This is a genomic window from Shewanella basaltis (assembly GCF_023283885.1).
GTDB classification, from domain to species: Bacteria; Pseudomonadota; Gammaproteobacteria; order Enterobacterales; family Shewanellaceae; genus Shewanella; species Shewanella basaltis.
Window position 1 is genome coordinate 14725 of record NZ_JAKILA010000019.1, and the last position, 15629, is coordinate 30353.

Annotated in this window: 16 protein-coding genes; 12 read left to right on the top strand and 4 right to left on the bottom strand. The window is 42.7% G+C overall.

Annotation, left to right across the window (positions count from 1 at the left end; genetic code table 11):
• Positions 1 to 63: 63 nt before the first annotated feature.
• Positions 64 to 1143, bottom strand: a complete 1080-nt coding sequence (gene degS, locus L2703_RS13610; protein WP_248971632.1) for an outer membrane-stress sensor serine endopeptidase DegS — start codon at positions 1141 to 1143, stop codon at positions 64 to 66.
• Positions 1144 to 1311: 168 nt separating this feature from the next.
• Entirely contained in the window at positions 1312 to 2661 is a 1350-nt protein-coding gene (degQ, locus tag L2703_RS13615) for a Do family serine endopeptidase DegQ (protein ID WP_248971633.1), read from the bottom strand.
• Positions 2662 to 2959: 298 nt separating this feature from the next.
• Between degQ and zapE the strand changes: the two genes are divergently transcribed.
• The 8 genes from zapE to rlmB all read left to right on the top strand — a co-directional run bounded on the left by zapE (position 2960) and on the right by rlmB (position 11350).
• Positions 2960 to 4072, top strand: coding sequence for a cell division protein ZapE (gene zapE, locus L2703_RS13620; protein ID WP_248971634.1), 1113 nt, complete (start codon positions 2960 to 2962; stop codon positions 4070 to 4072).
• A gap of 259 nt (positions 4073 to 4331) precedes the next feature.
• A complete protein-coding gene (gene rplM, locus L2703_RS13625; protein ID WP_248971635.1) occupies positions 4332 to 4760 on the top strand; it encodes a 50S ribosomal protein L13 in 429 nt (142 codons plus the stop codon).
• A 17-nt stretch (positions 4761 to 4777) separates the two neighbouring features.
• On the top strand, positions 4778 to 5170 hold the full coding sequence (gene rpsI / locus L2703_RS13630) for a 30S ribosomal protein S9 (protein ID WP_188736369.1): 393 nt from the start codon (positions 4778 to 4780) through the stop codon (positions 5168 to 5170).
• Positions 5171 to 5809: 639 nt separating this feature from the next.
• Positions 5810 to 5995, top strand: coding sequence for a DUF2065 domain-containing protein (locus tag L2703_RS13635; protein WP_248971719.1), 186 nt, complete (start codon positions 5810 to 5812; stop codon positions 5993 to 5995).
• A gap of 72 nt (positions 5996 to 6067) precedes the next feature.
• Positions 6068 to 7363 (top strand): adenylosuccinate synthase, encoded by a 1296-nt coding sequence (locus L2703_RS13640; RefSeq protein ID WP_248971636.1) that lies wholly within the window; start codon positions 6068 to 6070, stop codon positions 7361 to 7363.
• A 142-nt stretch (positions 7364 to 7505) separates the two neighbouring features.
• Positions 7506 to 8123 carry a tetratricopeptide repeat protein gene (locus tag L2703_RS13645; RefSeq protein WP_248971637.1) on the top strand — a complete coding sequence of 206 codons (618 nt, stop codon included), beginning with the start codon at positions 7506 to 7508 and terminating at the stop codon, positions 8121 to 8123.
• A gap of 37 nt (positions 8124 to 8160) precedes the next feature.
• Positions 8161 to 10602, top strand: coding sequence for a ribonuclease R (gene rnr, locus L2703_RS13650; protein ID WP_248971638.1), 2442 nt, complete (start codon positions 8161 to 8163; stop codon positions 10600 to 10602).
• A gap of 4 nt (positions 10603 to 10606) precedes the next feature.
• Positions 10607 to 11350 carry a 23S rRNA (guanosine(2251)-2'-O)-methyltransferase RlmB gene (gene rlmB / locus L2703_RS13655; RefSeq protein ID WP_248971639.1) on the top strand — a complete coding sequence of 248 codons (744 nt, stop codon included), beginning with the start codon at positions 10607 to 10609 and terminating at the stop codon, positions 11348 to 11350.
• Between the two features lie 113 nt (positions 11351 to 11463).
• Here the strand turns inward: rlmB and L2703_RS13660 are convergent, their stop codons facing one another.
• Positions 11464 to 12891, bottom strand: a complete 1428-nt coding sequence (locus L2703_RS13660; RefSeq protein WP_248971640.1) for an MFS transporter — start codon at positions 12889 to 12891, stop codon at positions 11464 to 11466.
• Positions 12892 to 12974: 83 nt separating this feature from the next.
• Positions 12975 to 13727 (bottom strand): DUF481 domain-containing protein, encoded by a 753-nt coding sequence (locus L2703_RS13665; protein WP_248971641.1) that lies wholly within the window; start codon positions 13725 to 13727, stop codon positions 12975 to 12977.
• A 215-nt stretch (positions 13728 to 13942) separates the two neighbouring features.
• Here L2703_RS13665 and rpsF point away from each other — a divergent pair, with 215 nt between their 5' ends.
• From rpsF to rplI, 4 genes are read left to right on the top strand one after another with little or no spacing between them, the layout of a single operon-like run.
• The gene (gene rpsF / locus L2703_RS13670) at positions 13943 to 14338 is read left to right on the top strand and encodes a 30S ribosomal protein S6 (protein WP_248971642.1); all 396 of its coding nucleotides are present in this window, start codon (positions 13943 to 13945) and stop codon (positions 14336 to 14338) included.
• 8 nt (positions 14339 to 14346) lie between these two features.
• The gene (gene priB / locus L2703_RS13675; RefSeq protein WP_160052670.1) at positions 14347 to 14649 is read left to right on the top strand and encodes a primosomal replication protein N; all 303 of its coding nucleotides are present in this window, start codon (positions 14347 to 14349) and stop codon (positions 14647 to 14649) included.
• A 12-nt stretch (positions 14650 to 14661) separates the two neighbouring features.
• Positions 14662 to 14889 carry a 30S ribosomal protein S18 gene (rpsR, locus tag L2703_RS13680; protein WP_006083042.1) on the top strand — a complete coding sequence of 76 codons (228 nt, stop codon included), beginning with the start codon at positions 14662 to 14664 and terminating at the stop codon, positions 14887 to 14889.
• Between the two features lie 42 nt (positions 14890 to 14931).
• Complete coding sequence (gene rplI, locus L2703_RS13685; RefSeq protein WP_248971643.1) at positions 14932 to 15384, top strand: 50S ribosomal protein L9; 453 nt, start codon at positions 14932 to 14934, stop codon at positions 15382 to 15384.
• Positions 15385 to 15629: the final 245 nt, after the last annotated feature.

Here is a 15629-nt window from a genome sequence, read left to right on the forward strand (position 1 = left end):
CATTCAATAACACATTGAATGGCTTTTTTATTGCGTGATCTGCTCGTGAAGATTTACTGAGAACTAATCTACTTCGTCGACTTTTTCAGCAATGATAACAGGTAAGGTTTGTTTTTTACCTTCACGAATGATGGTCATATTAACCTTAGTGCCAGGCGGGGTTTCAGCAATACGGTCCATTAGCATTTCAACGCCGGGGACATTCTCTTCATTATACTGTGTGATGACATCTCTAGGCGCAAGACGTGCACGTGCAGCTGGGCCATCTGGGTCGATGCCGGTAACCAGCACGCCTTTTAAATCGGGTAAGTTAAGGATTTGAGCGACCACAGGATTTAAGGGCTCCCCAGAAATACCCAAGGCTCCTCGAATAACCCGACCATGCTTAATTAATTTGTCCATAATGCTATGGGCTAATTTAATCGGAATGGCAAAACTAATCCCATTGCCACCGCTATCACCGCCAACTTGAAACGCAGCGGTATTGATGCCTATTAACTCACCACTGGTATCAATCAATGCTCCGCCAGAATTACCTGCATTAATGGCGGCATCCGTTTGCAAAAAGTCCAAATACCCTGAACTTAAACCATTGCGACCCGTTGCACTAATGATCCCCTGAGTAATGGTTTGACCTATGTTGTAAGGATTTCCAATTGCCAGCACCACATCACCGACTTGAGCAGGATTATTAAGGTTAAACGGGACGATAGGTAAATTGTCGCCTTCAATTTTTAAAACGGCTAAGTCTGTCACCGGATCGGAACCGACCACTTCAGCGGTAAATTTGCGTCCATCTTGAAGTGCAATCACGATCTCGTCTGCTTTTTTTATCACGTGATAATTAGTCAGCACATAACCATCTTTACTCATGATGACGCCCGAGCCTAAACCTTGTAAAGAGCTAGAGTTTAATGGATTACGTTGATCAATACTGAGACTGTATATATTGGCAACAGCAGGGGCGGCACGACGAACTGCCTTGGCAAAAGACAGCTCTGAACTGCCACTGTGTACAGTAGATAGCCCACTGTTTAGCGAGTTATTAGGTAAAAAAGAGGTGATAACTAAAAAAACAGCTGCCATTATCAGGCCAAATAGCGCAGCTTTAATTATATAGATGCATGTGTCTTTAAAATTCATGGCCTAATATTTTTTGAAAAAATGAACTTTATATTAACATAGCTCAAAAAATTAAGCATCGACCAAAAATCATCGATGCTTAATAATTAACGATAAATCACTTTTTTGTTATCACTCAACAGTCAGTGATTTTAGGCTATTAGCCTTTGTCTTGATGCAGTTGAAAAATTAACGTAACACTAGGTATAAGAGATTATTGTCTCTTAATATTTTTAGTGCCACGGAGCTTTGATTTTCTTTTAATGCTTCTTTAAGTACTTTTAGACTAGAAATTTTACTGCGATTTAACCCCACAATTAAATCTCCTTTTTGTAAACCACTCATTGCCGCTGGAGATCCTTGGGCAATTTCAGTGATTTCAATGCCTTTTTTACTGTCTTCTAGTGTTGCACCTTGTAGCATAGGGTGCACGTTTCCGGCTTCTGCCTCGACTTTATCTGCTTCACCTAACGTGGCTTTGATGGTCTTTTTGTCACCATCGCGAATAATGCCAAACTCAACTTCTGCACCTGCGCCCATAGTGGCGACTTTAGCGCGAAGTTCTTGGAAGGTTTTAATGCTGCGACCATTAAGACTCACAATAATATCGCCAGCTTTTATGCCCGCTTTATCTGCAGCACTTTTTGGCATCACTTCATTTACAAAGCCGCCATGCTGAGTGTCTAGGCCAAAGGCTTTAGCAAGCTCGTTATCAAGATCTCTACCAGACACGCCTAACACGCCACGGCGTACTTCGCCATGTTCAATGATTTGTTCAACTAGGTTGTTAACCATGTTGGCAGGTATCGCGAAGCCGATACCAACGTTACCGCCATTAGGTGCAACAATGGCGGTATTGATACCAATAAGCTCACCTTTAAGGTTAACTAATGCTCCACCCGAGTTACCGCTATTAATTGCCGCATCTGTTTGAATAAAGTTTTCTAGCATTTCTATCCCTAGGCCGCTGCGGCCCAAGGCGCTGACAATACCTGAGGTGACCGTTTGCCCTAAACCAAATGGGTTACCAATGGCCACCGCAAAATCACCGACACGAATATTATCCGAATCCGTTTGTTTGATTGACGTTAAATTTTTAGCTTCGATTTGCAAAAGTGCGATGTCCGATTCTTTATCAGCGCCAATTAATTTCGCTTTGATTTCGCGCCCGTCATGCAAACCTATTTGAATATCATCTGCACCATTAATGACGTGATTGTTGGTCACAATATAACCTTTGTCTGCATCGATGATCACGCCCGAGCCTAAGCCTCTAAAAGGGCGTTCTTGCACTTGCTCTTGTGGGGCATTAGGCCCAAAAAAGTAACGAAATACATCAGGTACACGCTGTTTTGACACTTGTGTGCCAGAAACGGCAACCGACACCACTGCTGGAGTTGTTCGCTCTAACATAGGGGCAAGGCTGGGTAGCGCTTGGCCGTCAACTGACTGAGGGATCGCCGCGTGAGAAACGGCTGGAAACATAGTTAATGATGCCGTTAATAATGCTGCTGAAAGTAAGCTTAATTTTGTTTTCATGTACGTAGCTCCTAGATGCATTCAACTCGATAAAATAAATATGTGGTTTGAAAGCATGATTTCAAAGTTAAATATCGTTAATTAATTTGATTGGTAATATCACGACCAAGTGAAATGTCATTGCATATTAATTGGGTAATAGATTCGCTTATGCTGAGTTACTGATTGAGAGTTAAGCACAGATTGTTAGTTCCATTTTGATTAACAAAGCTTAATTTGATCGTTTAAGTCGGTTACTCGTATTGAATATTTAATGTTATTATTTGCAGCAATTATTTGATGTAAGAGAGTCATTACCGTGTCGCAGTTAACCCCTTGGCAGCATTATCAGCAGGACCTTAAACGAGAAGACTTTTCACATGATGCCGCGCAAGAGCAAGCGGTTAAATCGTTGCAACGTGTTTATGATGAGCTCCTTAACCTAAATAAACCCACTTCTGGAATAACGAAATTGTTTTCAGCTGTAGGCATTAAATCTAAGCCTTTGCCAGTAAAAGGCCTGTATTTATGGGGTGGGGTGGGGCGTGGTAAAACGTATTTAATGGATACGTTTTACGACGCGTTGCCTGGTGAGCGCAAACTTCGGGCGCACTTTCATCGTTTTATGCATCAAATCCATCACGATCTTGATGGCCTAAAAGGGGTACAAGATCCGCTGGTGAGCATTGCAAGAAAAATGGCTGCTCAATATCAGGTTATTTGTTTTGATGAATTCTTCGTGTCAGACATTACCGATGCCATGTTGCTAGGCACATTATTTCAAGAATTATTTAAGCATGGCGTAGCGCTAGTTGCGACCTCAAATATCATTCCCGATGAGCTCTATAAAAACGGCTTACAACGCGCACGTTTTTTACCTGCGATAGCCCTAATCAATCAACATTGTGAAATTCTCAATGTTGATTCGGGTATTGATTATCGCCTACGAACCCTAGAACAAGCCGAGATTTATCACTACCCGCTCGATGAGCAAGCTGATATTAATTTGCTGCATTACTTTGCCCAATTGGCGCCAGAGTCAGAGGTACAAACTGCCGCCATTGAGATCGATGGGCGTTCGATTAACATCCGTAAACAATCTCAAGGGGTGTTATTGATTCAGTTTAGGGACTTGTGTGATGGGCCTCGTTCTCAGCGTGATTACATGGAAATTGCGCGTCTTTATCATACTGTGCTGCTCAGTGGCATTGAGCAAATGGGAGCGCAGCAAACCGGTGATGATATCGCCAGACGCTTTCTTGCGATGGTTGATGAGTTTTATGAACGTAACGTCAAACTTATTGTTTCTGCGCAAATTCAACTTGAAGATATTTACACAGAAGGCCAACTGACATTTGAGTTTAGGCGTTGTCGTTCACGCCTAATTGAGATGCAATCGAGAGATTATTTAGCGTTAGAACACTTGCCCTAATGCCATTTACACCCAAGTTAACACGCACAATTTCTGCACGATGTTTATTTGTGTAATTTATTTAAAAAATACTAAAAAAGCAGGTGATCTTTAGATTCTCTTTGCGTATAATCTGCGGCCTGCCCGCGTTAACCGCCTATTTGGGCGGAAGTTAGAAACCAATATTCATGCTCGAAGGGGCAAGAATCGGTAATTTTGTGTTGATTGCAACCGGCAGTCAGCATGTGAGACAGAAAATTAACTTTGGGTTTTTGTAATAATGAAGACTTTTACTGCTACACCAGAAACTGTAACTCGTGACTGGTACGTTGTTGACGCTGAAGGCAAAACTTTGGGTCGTATCGCAACTGAAATCGCAACACGCTTACGTGGTAAGCATAAGCCAGAATATACTCCACACGTAGACACCGGTGATTACATCATCGTTATAAACGCTGAAAAAGTGGCTGTAACTGGTAATAAAGCTGCTGGTAAGATTTACTACTCTCACTCAGGCTTCATTGGTGGCATTAAGCAAATCAGTTTTGAGAAGCTTCAAGCTCACAAGCCTGAAATGATCATCGAGAAAGCAGTTAAGGGTATGTTACCAAAAGGTCCTTTGGGCCGTGCTATGTTCCGTAAACTTAAAGTTTACGCAGGCACAGAACATAACCATGCTGCACAACAACCACAAGTTCTTGATATCTAAACGGGAGGAGTAAGCAAATGTCTGCAACTCAGTACTACGGCACTGGCCGTCGCAAAACATCTACAGCTCGCGTTTTCGCTAAAGCAGGTAGTGGCAATATCATCGTAAACCAACGTCCTTTAGATGTGTACTTTGGTCGTGAAACTGCTCGTATGGTTGTTCGTCAACCATTAGAGTTAGTTGAAATGACTGAAAAATTAGACATCTATGTAACAGTTAAGGGCGGTGGTATTACTGGCCAAGCTGGTGCAATTCGTCACGGTATTACCCGTGCACTTATGCAACTAGATGAAGCTTTACGTCCTACTTTACGTACCGCTGGTTTTGTTACCCGTGACGCTCGTAAAGTTGAACGTAAGAAAGTTGGTCTACGTAAAGCACGTCGTAAGCCACAGTTCTCTAAGCGTTAATTCGTTTTTTGGATTCAAAAAACCCAGCATCTGCTGGGTTTTTTATTGCCTAAAATAAACGTAATATCTCCACATTTATTGCTGTTAATACCAATCCTTATTAGAATGTGACCTATTTTAGGCTGCGTCACTAGACACAGTTCAATGAAAATGACTGCAGGTGTCGTCATCTACATCAACGTCATTTGATACCGTAATTGTGGGGATGCAGCCCTGAAGGGCGAATTTATCAGCGTGGTATTGTTTGTTAGCCTTTCTTAAACTCGTGCAATATAACCTAATGCACTATGACCTAGTGAACTATAAACTAGTGAATTATAACCTAGTGAATTATGCCCTCAAAAGACTGCCTCGACGACCTCACTGATAACTTTCGCTAAAAGGGCAAATTCTAATGCTGATTGGTATCAGCATTAGAGTCATTTCAACAGCCCAAGGGCCAATGTTCAGTTAGTGCTTTTGAAATACAACTAAATGGATGCTCGGGGGCAGAGTCGTTACAGCGTGCACTCATCTTAACAAGGCCTGTGCTGCCCATGTTAACTGTGCAATGGTATTGCATTGTCTTATTTAGCGCATAATGGGATGCAATTTAACCGTTTATATGGAATTGATAATATTATTGTTGGGGGTTTTAGCGTGAATGTGCAATTAATAATGACCGCGATTGGTTTGGTTTTGATTATAGAAGGTCTTGGGCCATTACTTTTTCCTAACAAATGGCAAAAATATTTATTAGAGTTTTCTACACAAAAGCAAAATGTTCTCAGGCGCTTAGGTGGAAGTCTTGTGACTGCTGGTATCGTTTTATTGATTATTTTTTAATAAAATACTTGCCTATAACCCCCTAAAATCTGTTAAAATTCTATTTTATACCACAAGACGTTGCAGCTAATAATGGGCAAAAATGTAGTCGTACTCGGCACTCAATGGGGTGACGAAGGCAAAGGTAAGATTGTCGACCTTTTAACAGAACAGGCAAAATACGTAGTTCGTTACCAAGGCGGCCACAATGCCGGTCATACTTTGGTGATTGATGGTGAAAAAACCGTTCTTCATCTTATTCCGTCTGGGATTTTACGTGATAACGTAAAATGTATTATCGGTAATGGTGTTGTACTTGCTCCTGATGCATTGATGAAAGAAATCAACATGCTTAAAGGACGCGGTGTACCTGTAGAAGAGCGTTTACTGATTTCAGAAGCGTGTCCGCTAATTCTTCCATTCCATTGTGCACTTGATATCGCTCGCGAAAAAGCGCGCGGTAACAAAGCTATTGGTACTACTGGTCGCGGTATTGGCCCTGCATATGAAGATAAAATCTCACGTCGCGGTTTACGCGTAGGCGATTTATTTAATGCAGAGTTATTCGCGACTAAGTTACAAGAAGTAATGAAATATCATAACTTTATGTTAACTGAGTACTATCAAGCTGAAGCGGTTGATTACCAACAAACGCTTGACGATGCATTAGCGATTGCAGATTACCTCAAGAGCATGTGCACTGACGTAACAGAAATGTTAGATGTAGCACGTAAAGCGGGTGAGCCAATCTTATTTGAAGGCGCGCAAGGTACATTATTGGATATCGACCACGGTACATATCCTTTTGTGACCTCATCAAACACTACAGCAGGTGGCGTAGCGACGGGTTCAGGTTTTGGTCCACGTCATTTAGATTACGTGCTAGGTATTATGAAAGCGTACACCACACGTGTTGGTGCGGGTCCGTTTCCAACAGAGCTTGCCAATGAAATCGGTGATTATATCGGTGAAAAGGGTCAAGAGTTTGGTGCAACAACCGGTCGTAAGCGTCGTCCAGGTTGGTTAGATGCTGTGGCAATGCGCCGTGCAGTTCAAATTAACAGCGTAAGTGGTTTCTGCTTAACTAAATTAGACGTTTTAGACGGCCTAAAAGAAGTTAAAATTTGTGTTGGTTATGAGTATCCAGACGGAACAGTATCAAAGGTAACCCCTTTGGCAGCTGAAGGTTATGAGATGGTTAAACCAATCTATGAAACCATGCCAGGTTGGAGCGAAGTCACTTTTGGTGCGACTTCAATTGACCAGTTACCTCAAGCGGCAATTAATTATATCAAGCGTATCGAAGAACTTTTAGAGACGCCTGTAGACATTATTTCTACTGGTCCAGATCGTAATGAGACCATGATTTTGGTTAATCCATTTAAGTAACACAATGAGGCCGCGTTAAGCGGCCTTTTTTATTTCTCTTGCTGTTTATGCCCCGTAATAATTCACATTGATACCGTGTCCTACTCAAGAAATGCGCTATAATGCCGATGGATAAGTCATCATAGTGTTATTGAGAATTCTTATGTTGCGTATATCGTTAGTTCTTTTAAGCCTGCTTTCTTTAAATGCCTTTGCGTTGACAGAGGCTGTCGATATTTATAGCGATAAACAATTGATTTCACTTATTCAATCAAATCAATATTTACAGCGCGTAAAAGCAGATGAGTGCCAGCTCGTACAAGATATTGAAGCCCGGGCAGAAATCCTGCAACAGCCCTTGTATCAGTTTTTATGGGCAGAAATGCTCAATCACGGTGTTTGTGTTAAGGCGCATCCATCTCGCGGTATGATGCTATTGCAAACATCAGCAGAGCAAGGTAGCGCAGAAGCCATGGTTAAATTGGCGGATTATTATTATCGCGGTAAACTAGTGATGAAAAACCCGAATCGTGCAGTGCAATATGTATTACCTGCCGCGGCAAATGGCAGTTTATCTGCGCGAATGATGTTAGTGCGTTTATTTAGTGAAGGTTACGGTAGCCCGACCGATTATGAAATGGGTTATCATTGGTTATATAACAGTATTTTTGATGACGATGCTCAGCAGAAGAAAGCATCGTCTTTATTGCAGGTGTTAGCTGCAAAAATGCCCGCCAGTGTAGTGGCTAGGGCGCAGCAGTCCCAACTGTATACACGTTAAAGGCTCCATGGTTTGGAGCGAATTATTTGGAAATTGAATGATCAACGATCCTCATTTTGAGAGAGAGCAAGATAAGTACGACAATCCTATTCCTAGCCGCGAGTACATTTTAGAGTACTTGCGCGCGCAAAAGTCTCCCGTTAGCCGTGATAAAATTGCCCAAGCGCTGAATATCACCGAGGAAGAGCCATTAGAAGCGCTTCGTCGTCGTCTTCGTGCTATGGAGCGTGATGGCCAGTTAGTTTTTACTCGTGGACAAAGCTACGGTTTGCCAGAGCGCATGGATTTGTTATCTGGTAGTGTAATTGGCCATCGAGACGGTTTTGGTTTTTTTAAGCCAGACGACGGTGGTGATGACTTATATATTAATAACCGTGACATGTTGATGTATTTCCATGGCGATAAAGTTTTAGCGCAAAAAGCCGGAACAGATCGCCGTGGTCGTCGCGAAGCGCGTATTGTGCGCTTAGTGCAAGAACGAACAGCTGCACTTGTTGGCCGCTATCATGTTGATGGTGGTATGGGCTTTGTGATAGCCGATGATCGCCGTATAACACAAGAAATTTTAATCGATAACAATGATCGAAATGGCGCCCGAGCCGGAGATGTTGTTGTTGTTGAATTAACACGTCGACCAGGTCGATTTGTTAAAGCCGCAGCGAAAGTGACAGAAGTGCTAGGTAAAACCATGGCGCCCGGTATGGAGATTGAAATTGCATTACGTAATTATGATTTACCCCATACCTGGTCAGCTGTCATCGAGAAAAAGCTAAAGCGAATTCCTGATGAAGTGACCGAAGAAGATAAATTAGGCCGTGTTGATTTACGCCATTTACCGCTTGTTACCATTGATGGTGAAGATGCGCGTGACTTTGACGATGCAGTGTATGCAGAAACAAAGCCCAGCGGTGGTTGGCGTTTGTGGGTTGCGATTGCCGATGTGAGTCATTATGTGAGAACAGACTCAGCATTAGACATTGAAGCTCGCGCTCGTGGTAATTCAGTGTATTTCCCGTCGCAAGTGATCCCAATGCTACCGGAAAAAATCTCTAACGGTTTATGCTCACTCAAGCCACAGGTTGACCGTTTGTGTATGGTTGCCGAAATGACCATTTCTGCCGCAGGGAAACTGTCAAGCACTAAGTTTTACCCTGCAGTGATGCACTCCCATGCTCGTTTCACTTATACACAAGTGGCCGACATGCTAGAAGGCGGCCCGATAGCACCTGAACATGAAGCCTTGTTTCCTCATTTGTTATGTTTACAGTCTTTGTATTTAACCCTTGATGAGCGAAGAGCCGAGCGTGGTGCAATAGCGTTTGAAACATTAGAAACCCAGTTTATTTTTAATGAACAACGCAAAATTGAGAAAATTGTTCCTCGAGGGCGCAATCAAGCGCATAAAATCATTGAAGAATGTATGATTTTGGCCAACGTAGCATCGGCTAAGTTTGTAAAAAAACACAAAGGCGAGGTGCTGTATCGTGTCCATGAAGCGCCGTCTGAACAAAAGCTCGCTAACTTTAAAGAGTTTCTTGCTGAACGCGGCCTAAGCATGGACGGTGGGTTAGAGCCTACGCCTACAGATTATCAAAATCTGATGTTGAAAATAGCAGAACGTCCGGACTTTGAACTGATCCAGGTCATGTTATTACGTTCAATGCGTCAGGCTATATACAGCCCAGATAACGAAGGACACTTTGGTTTGGCGCTTGAGGCATACTCGCATTTTACATCGCCTATTAGACGTTACCCTGATTTGATTTTACATCGAGTTATTAAATACTTACTTGCCAAAGAGCAGGGCGACGTTAGTGACAAATGGACGCGTGATGGCGGATACCAATATCAAATAGAAGAGCTGGATTTACTCGGTGAAGAGTGTTCGACCACCGAGCGTCGTGCCGACGAAGCCACGCGTGATGTCAGTGATTGGCTAAAATGTGAATACATGCAAGATCATGTTGGTGATACATTTGAGGCCGTTATTGCTTCTGTGACGAGTTTTGGTTTGTTTGTTCGTCTAAATGAATTATTTATTGATGGCTTAGTGCATATTTCAAGTTTAGCAAGTGATTATTATCAATTTGATCAAATGCGCCAGCGTTTAATTGGTGAAAATACCCGCCAAGTATATCAAGTGGGTGATGCGGTCACAGTGAAAGTGGCTGCAGTCAATTTAGATGATCGTCAAATTGACTTACTGATGGTGGGTGACAGCAGTAAAGGTAGCGGTAAAAGACCAAGAGCTGCCAAAGTCATGACTGCCAGAGAGCGTGCCAACCTTGAAGGGGCTAAAAAGTCAGAGCCAAAACAGGATAAGCCAAAAGCACGTAAAAGTCGCTCAGGCGCTAAATCCAGTGGTGTAAAAAAACCTGCTGGCGCTAAAAAGTCATCAACTAAAAAGAAATCGTCTGATCCAGTTAACGCGAAATCGACAGTAAAGAAAACCTCTGCCAAGCGCAGCAAGAGAAAGTAATTAAATGAAAAAACAAGATACCATTTTTGGCATTCATGCTGTTCAAGCGCTATTGGCCAATAGCCCGGAGCGTGTCATTGAACTTTGGTTATTGCAAGGTCGTGATGATGAACGTTTAACGCCATTAATCAATACCGCTTCAGCTTTTGGCACTACATTACAACGTGCTGCACGTAAAGTGTTAGATGAAAAAGCCGGTAGCTCGCAACATCAAGGCATTGTTGCCCGCGTTAAAGCGGCTAAACCTTTGACAGAAAACGACTTAGATGCGCTGTTAGACAAAACTGACACACCTTTTTTACTTATTTTAGACGGGGTTACCGATCCACATAATTTAGGTGCTTGTTTGCGTAATGCAGATGCTGCGGGGGTGCATGCGGTTATTGTGCCTAAAGATAACTCGGTGGGGTTAACATCAACTGTCAGTAAAGTGGCTTGTGGTGCTGCTGAGACAATCCCGTTGTTTCAGGTGACTAACTTGGCTCGCACTATGCGCCATTTACAAGATAAAGGTGTGTGGATTGTTGGTACAGCAGGCGAAGCGCAGGGGAATGTTTATCAAGCAGACTTAAAAGGGCCTTTAGCGATTGCCATGGGTGCTGAAGATAAAGGCTTACGTCGTTTGTCACGTGAAAGCTGCGATTCACTCGTGTCGATCCCTATGGCGGGCAGCGTTTCAAGCCTGAATGTATCAGTTGCAACCGGTGTTTGTTTATTTGAGGCGGTTAGACAACGTTTAAGTGTGTAATACATAATGCCAAGCGGCATTAATAAGTTGTCTAGCGTTTTTATTAAGATTACCTTTAGCTATTCATAAAAAAACGGCGATAAATTATCGCCGTTTTTTATGTTTATCATTTTCTATCGGCGGCTCATTTCGTTGTCCACGTCTTCATTATCAGTCTCTTTGTTGTCAATGCTGTCTTCGGTATCAACCACATTGGCATAAGCCGCGTTGTAGTCTGGTGTATCTTCAGTGTCATCTTGCTCATCGTCAATGTTATCGTCTAGCCTATCAAAGGCGTCGTCAGCAGGATAAATCATCTGTTCGTTCACCATTTCAACATTCACCCTTGGGTCCAGTGACGCCGCTAATGGCGAGCTCACCAAGTCACCCCCGGCCATGACATAATCCCCAGTTGAGAACTGTTCGGCTTTTTGGCGCTGATTAACCCAGATTAATCGGGCAAGTAAGGTAAATGAGCAAATTGCCATGAAGCCGTAGAGCATTTGATCGCCCATTAACTGCATTAGCCCCGATGCAATAAGCGGCCCAATACTGGCCCCAATACCAAAAGTCACCAAAATAGTGGCAGATAAACCTACTCGCTCATGTTGTTCTACCCGAGAATTAGCTAGTGCTGTGGCTAATGGGTAAAGCGTAAAAGCTAAAATGCCAAATAAACTGGTCAGTATGAGTGAGTAAGTAGAGTGAAATGGCACGATAGTGATGATTAACACTAACACGCCTAATAACCCGCAGTTGATCCTGATAAGAAGGCTGCGCGAAATAATATCAGACAGTTTACCCATGGGCCATTGCGCGAGTAATCCGGCCAAAATAGTGCATGACATATACATGGCAACATGCTCTGGATCTATCCCCTTTGCAGTCGCATAAGAAGGAGCAAGGCCATAAAAACATCCGACAATCATGCTGCCAAGTGCAACCGTTGATAATGCTTGTGGCGCGCGTAGCCAAAAATGCCCCATTTTCAACGGTGCTGGCGTGAGCGGTTCTGGGTGTATGCGTCGGGTAATCGCAATGGGCACAATACACAGGGCAAAACAAATAGCGATTAATAGCAGGGGTTCAATACCGAGATCGGGATATAAGCTGATTGCACCCTGGCCAGCCATAAGCCCTAGGTAAGAAACTATCATGTAACTGGCAAACACTGTACCGCGCTGATTAGTTTCAGCTTGTTCGTTTAACCAGCTTTCGAGCACCATGTACTGGCACATCATGCCCATGCCGACAGCTAAGCGTAAGACCAACCATACGGTTAAGTTATCAATTAACGCATGGCCTAATGCCGAGGCGGTTACAATTCCCGCACAGGCAACAAAAGCACGTATGTGGCCCACTTGAGCAATCAGTTTATGGCCCACCTTGGAGCCGCACACTAGCCCAATATAGTAGGCAGACATCATGCCGCCTATCCATATTTGTGGCACGTCCATATTGGTTAGGCTTAGGCCTAAATATGTGGTGAGAAGACCAGCTGCTAGCACCATTAAAAAAGTTGTACTATATAACGATGCAAAACTGCGTAGCGGGCTGTCCATAACTGCGCCTCGATAATTTCTGTAAGGTCTGTTCACCTCAATGAATGAATGGCTTGTTTCGCTTCATTTTTTACGTTAGATCATTATTGAAACGTATATAACAAGTTGAAGGTTGTGACGGTATCGGTATTTCTACTGTCATCAGGAACCACTTCAGTGTACTTGATGTTCATGCCAATTTTAAATGCCCAATCTTGAATAAAGGTATTTTTGTAACTCATATCAAGGGTTAAGGTATTATTGTCTAAGCCTGTTTCTGCCGTTACGTCAGCGTTAAACGTGGTGTACTCTTGTAATTTTACCGTGTATTTAGCCGCTGAACGCAGAATCACATCACGATTTTCATCAGGGTAAGGGTCTGTGGTGCTCGATTGAGGCTGGTCGTAACGATAACCTGGACCGGCTTCAAGGCTTAACTTTGTCTTATAATTTTTAATTAGGTCAAAACCATAACCAGAAGAAATGGTTGTAATGCGGGTGTACGAACCAAATTCATTCCAAGTAAATTCACCCCGGCCAAACACATAACCACGATCTAGTTTGTAGTTAGACTGTAAAAAGAGCTCGTACTTTTCTGCCGTTGATTCACTGCCGTCAGCAGCATAATACACTTTTACTGTGCCTTCTTGCTTAGTGTTCAGTGAATCATAGGTGAGATAAGTTCTACCGTTAAAGTTTTTGGTTTCGTTGTTACCACTGTTTAGCTGTAAACCCGCTTCAACCTCGGCATAAAAACTGCTATCAGGTTCTTGGTAATCTGGTGGAACTAACGCCCATGTCGGGCTCGATAATAAGCAGAGTAGGCATAGGGTAACTAGATTTTTTATGGTCATCATTGAATTGCTTTATTCTGTAATGGCGTAAACGCAAGGTTTTTGACTGCCGACATCATACCTGCAATCAAGTTTGCTGAAAAGAGAGTTATTGCTTGAGTTTCCGTCAGTGTTTATGTATTATCGCGCGCTCAAATCAGTCACTTTAATTCGTTCCTTGCCTCCACATTGGTCTGACTGAGCCAGAAAAGAGGCTACTTAACCGTAAGGAGCAATAAATGCGTCATTACGAAATCGTATTTATGGTTCACCCAGATCAAAGTGAACAAGTCCCAGGTATGATTGAGCGTTACACCGGTGTTATCACCGCTGCTAACGGTACAATTCACCGTTTAGAAGATTGGGGCCGTCGTCAATTGGCATACCCAATTCAAGACCTACATAAAGCTCACTATGTTCTTATGAACGTAGAAGCATCTGCAGAGTCTATCGAAGAGTTAGAAACAGCTTTCCGTTTCAACGACGCTGTTCTGCGTAACATGGTAATGCGCACTAAAGTTGCCGTTACTGAAGCTTCTCCTATGGCTAAAGCAAGAGACGAACGTGATTCACGTCGTTCATCTTCTGATGACCGTAGCAATGAAGAAGAAAGCGCTGAAGAAAACGCTGAATAATTTATTCTGTGAATAACCACTTAACCTTGTTTGGTACGGTTACTCGAACCAAGCGACTAAATAGCCCTAGTGGGATAAACCATACGGTTATTACGGTAGAGCATAAGTCACAGCGTTATGAAGCAGAATTACTACGAAACGTATACTGCATTATACAAGTGATTTTAAGTGGTCCACGCTTTAATAGCGTTACAGATAAATTACAAGCAGGTGTGCAAGTTGAAGTAGAAGGGTTTCTTTCACTCCAACAAGGACGAAATGGACAAAACCGTTTAGTCTTGCATGCTGAAAATGTCGAATTGAAAACTTAGGAGACTGTCAAAATGGCACGTTATTTCCGTCGTCGCAAGTTCTGCCGTTTCACCGCTGAAGGTGTTGCAGAGATTGATTACAAAGATATCGTTACTTTAAAGAACTACATCACTGAAAGCGGCAAGATTGTTCCTAGCCGTATCACTGGTACTAGTGCTAAATACCAACGCCAACTAGCTCGCGCTATCAAGCGTGCTCGTTATCTTTCTCTACTGCCATATACTGATTTACATCAGTAATATTGCAGTATTAATTCCTAATCGAATAAAGAGGATTTGATAATGAACGTTATTCTGCTAGATAAAGTTGCAAACTTAGGTGGCTTAGGCGATCAAGTTTCTGTTAAAGCTGGTTATGCTCGTAACTTCCTTTTACCATACGGTAAAGCAGTTGTAGCAAACGCAGCAAACACTGAAGTATTTGAAGCTCGTCGTGCTGAATTAGAAGCTAAATTAGCTGCTGAATTAGCTACTGCGACAGCTCGCGCTGAAAAATTAACTGCATTAGAATCAGTTGTTATTGCTTCTAAAGCAGGTGATGAAGGTAAATTATTCGGTTCAGTTGGCAACCGTGACATCGCTGATGCAGTTACTGCAGCAGGCGTTGAACTTGCTAAATCTGAAGTTCGTTTACCTTTAGGTGCATTACGCACTACTGGTGACTTCGAAGTTGAAGTACAAGTACACGCTGAAGTTAAAGCTGTAGTTAAAGTATCTGTTGTTGCAGAAGCTTAATTACCTTTAGCTCCATAAAAGAACACCGCCCTTGGGCGGTGTTTTTTTATGGGCGATGGTCAGTGAAAAACGGCTTAAACGCTTGGATAATATTTTGCGTGAGACGCTCTAGCTTATTTGGTGTATAGCTTTAGTGGGCATCATCATTGCTTTAACAATATGCCTAAAACGGCGCAGTCAGAATGGCTTTACTTGGTTACAAAATTAATCGAAATGGCATAAGTTTTAGCCAAAGTCAGTTTAAT

Coding starts and splice junctions, on each gene's coding strand:
- degS (WP_248971632.1), bottom strand. CDS start 1,143: ATGAATTTTAAAGACACATGCATCTATATAATTAAAGCTGCGCTATTT.
- degQ (WP_248971633.1), bottom strand. CDS start 2,661: ATGAAAACAAAATTAAGCTTACTTTCAGCAGCATTATTAACGGCATCA.
- rplM (WP_248971635.1), top strand. CDS start 4,332: ATGAAGACTTTTACTGCTACACCAGAAACTGTAACTCGTGACTGGTAC.
- rpsI (WP_188736369.1), top strand. CDS start 4,778: ATGTCTGCAACTCAGTACTACGGCACTGGCCGTCGCAAAACATCTACA.
- L2703_RS13640 (WP_248971636.1), top strand. CDS start 6,068: ATGGGCAAAAATGTAGTCGTACTCGGCACTCAATGGGGTGACGAAGGC.
- L2703_RS13645 (WP_248971637.1), top strand. CDS start 7,506: ATGTTGCGTATATCGTTAGTTCTTTTAAGCCTGCTTTCTTTAAATGCC.
- rnr (WP_248971638.1), top strand. CDS start 8,161: ATGATCAACGATCCTCATTTTGAGAGAGAGCAAGATAAGTACGACAAT.
- rlmB (WP_248971639.1), top strand. CDS start 10,607: ATGAAAAAACAAGATACCATTTTTGGCATTCATGCTGTTCAAGCGCTA.
- L2703_RS13660 (WP_248971640.1), bottom strand. CDS start 12,891: ATGGACAGCCCGCTACGCAGTTTTGCATCGTTATATAGTACAACTTTT.
- L2703_RS13665 (WP_248971641.1), bottom strand. CDS start 13,727: ATGATGACCATAAAAAATCTAGTTACCCTATGCCTACTCTGCTTATTA.
- rpsF (WP_248971642.1), top strand. CDS start 13,943: ATGCGTCATTACGAAATCGTATTTATGGTTCACCCAGATCAAAGTGAA.
- rpsR (WP_006083042.1), top strand. CDS start 14,662: ATGGCACGTTATTTCCGTCGTCGCAAGTTCTGCCGTTTCACCGCTGAA.
- rplI (WP_248971643.1), top strand. CDS start 14,932: ATGAACGTTATTCTGCTAGATAAAGTTGCAAACTTAGGTGGCTTAGGC.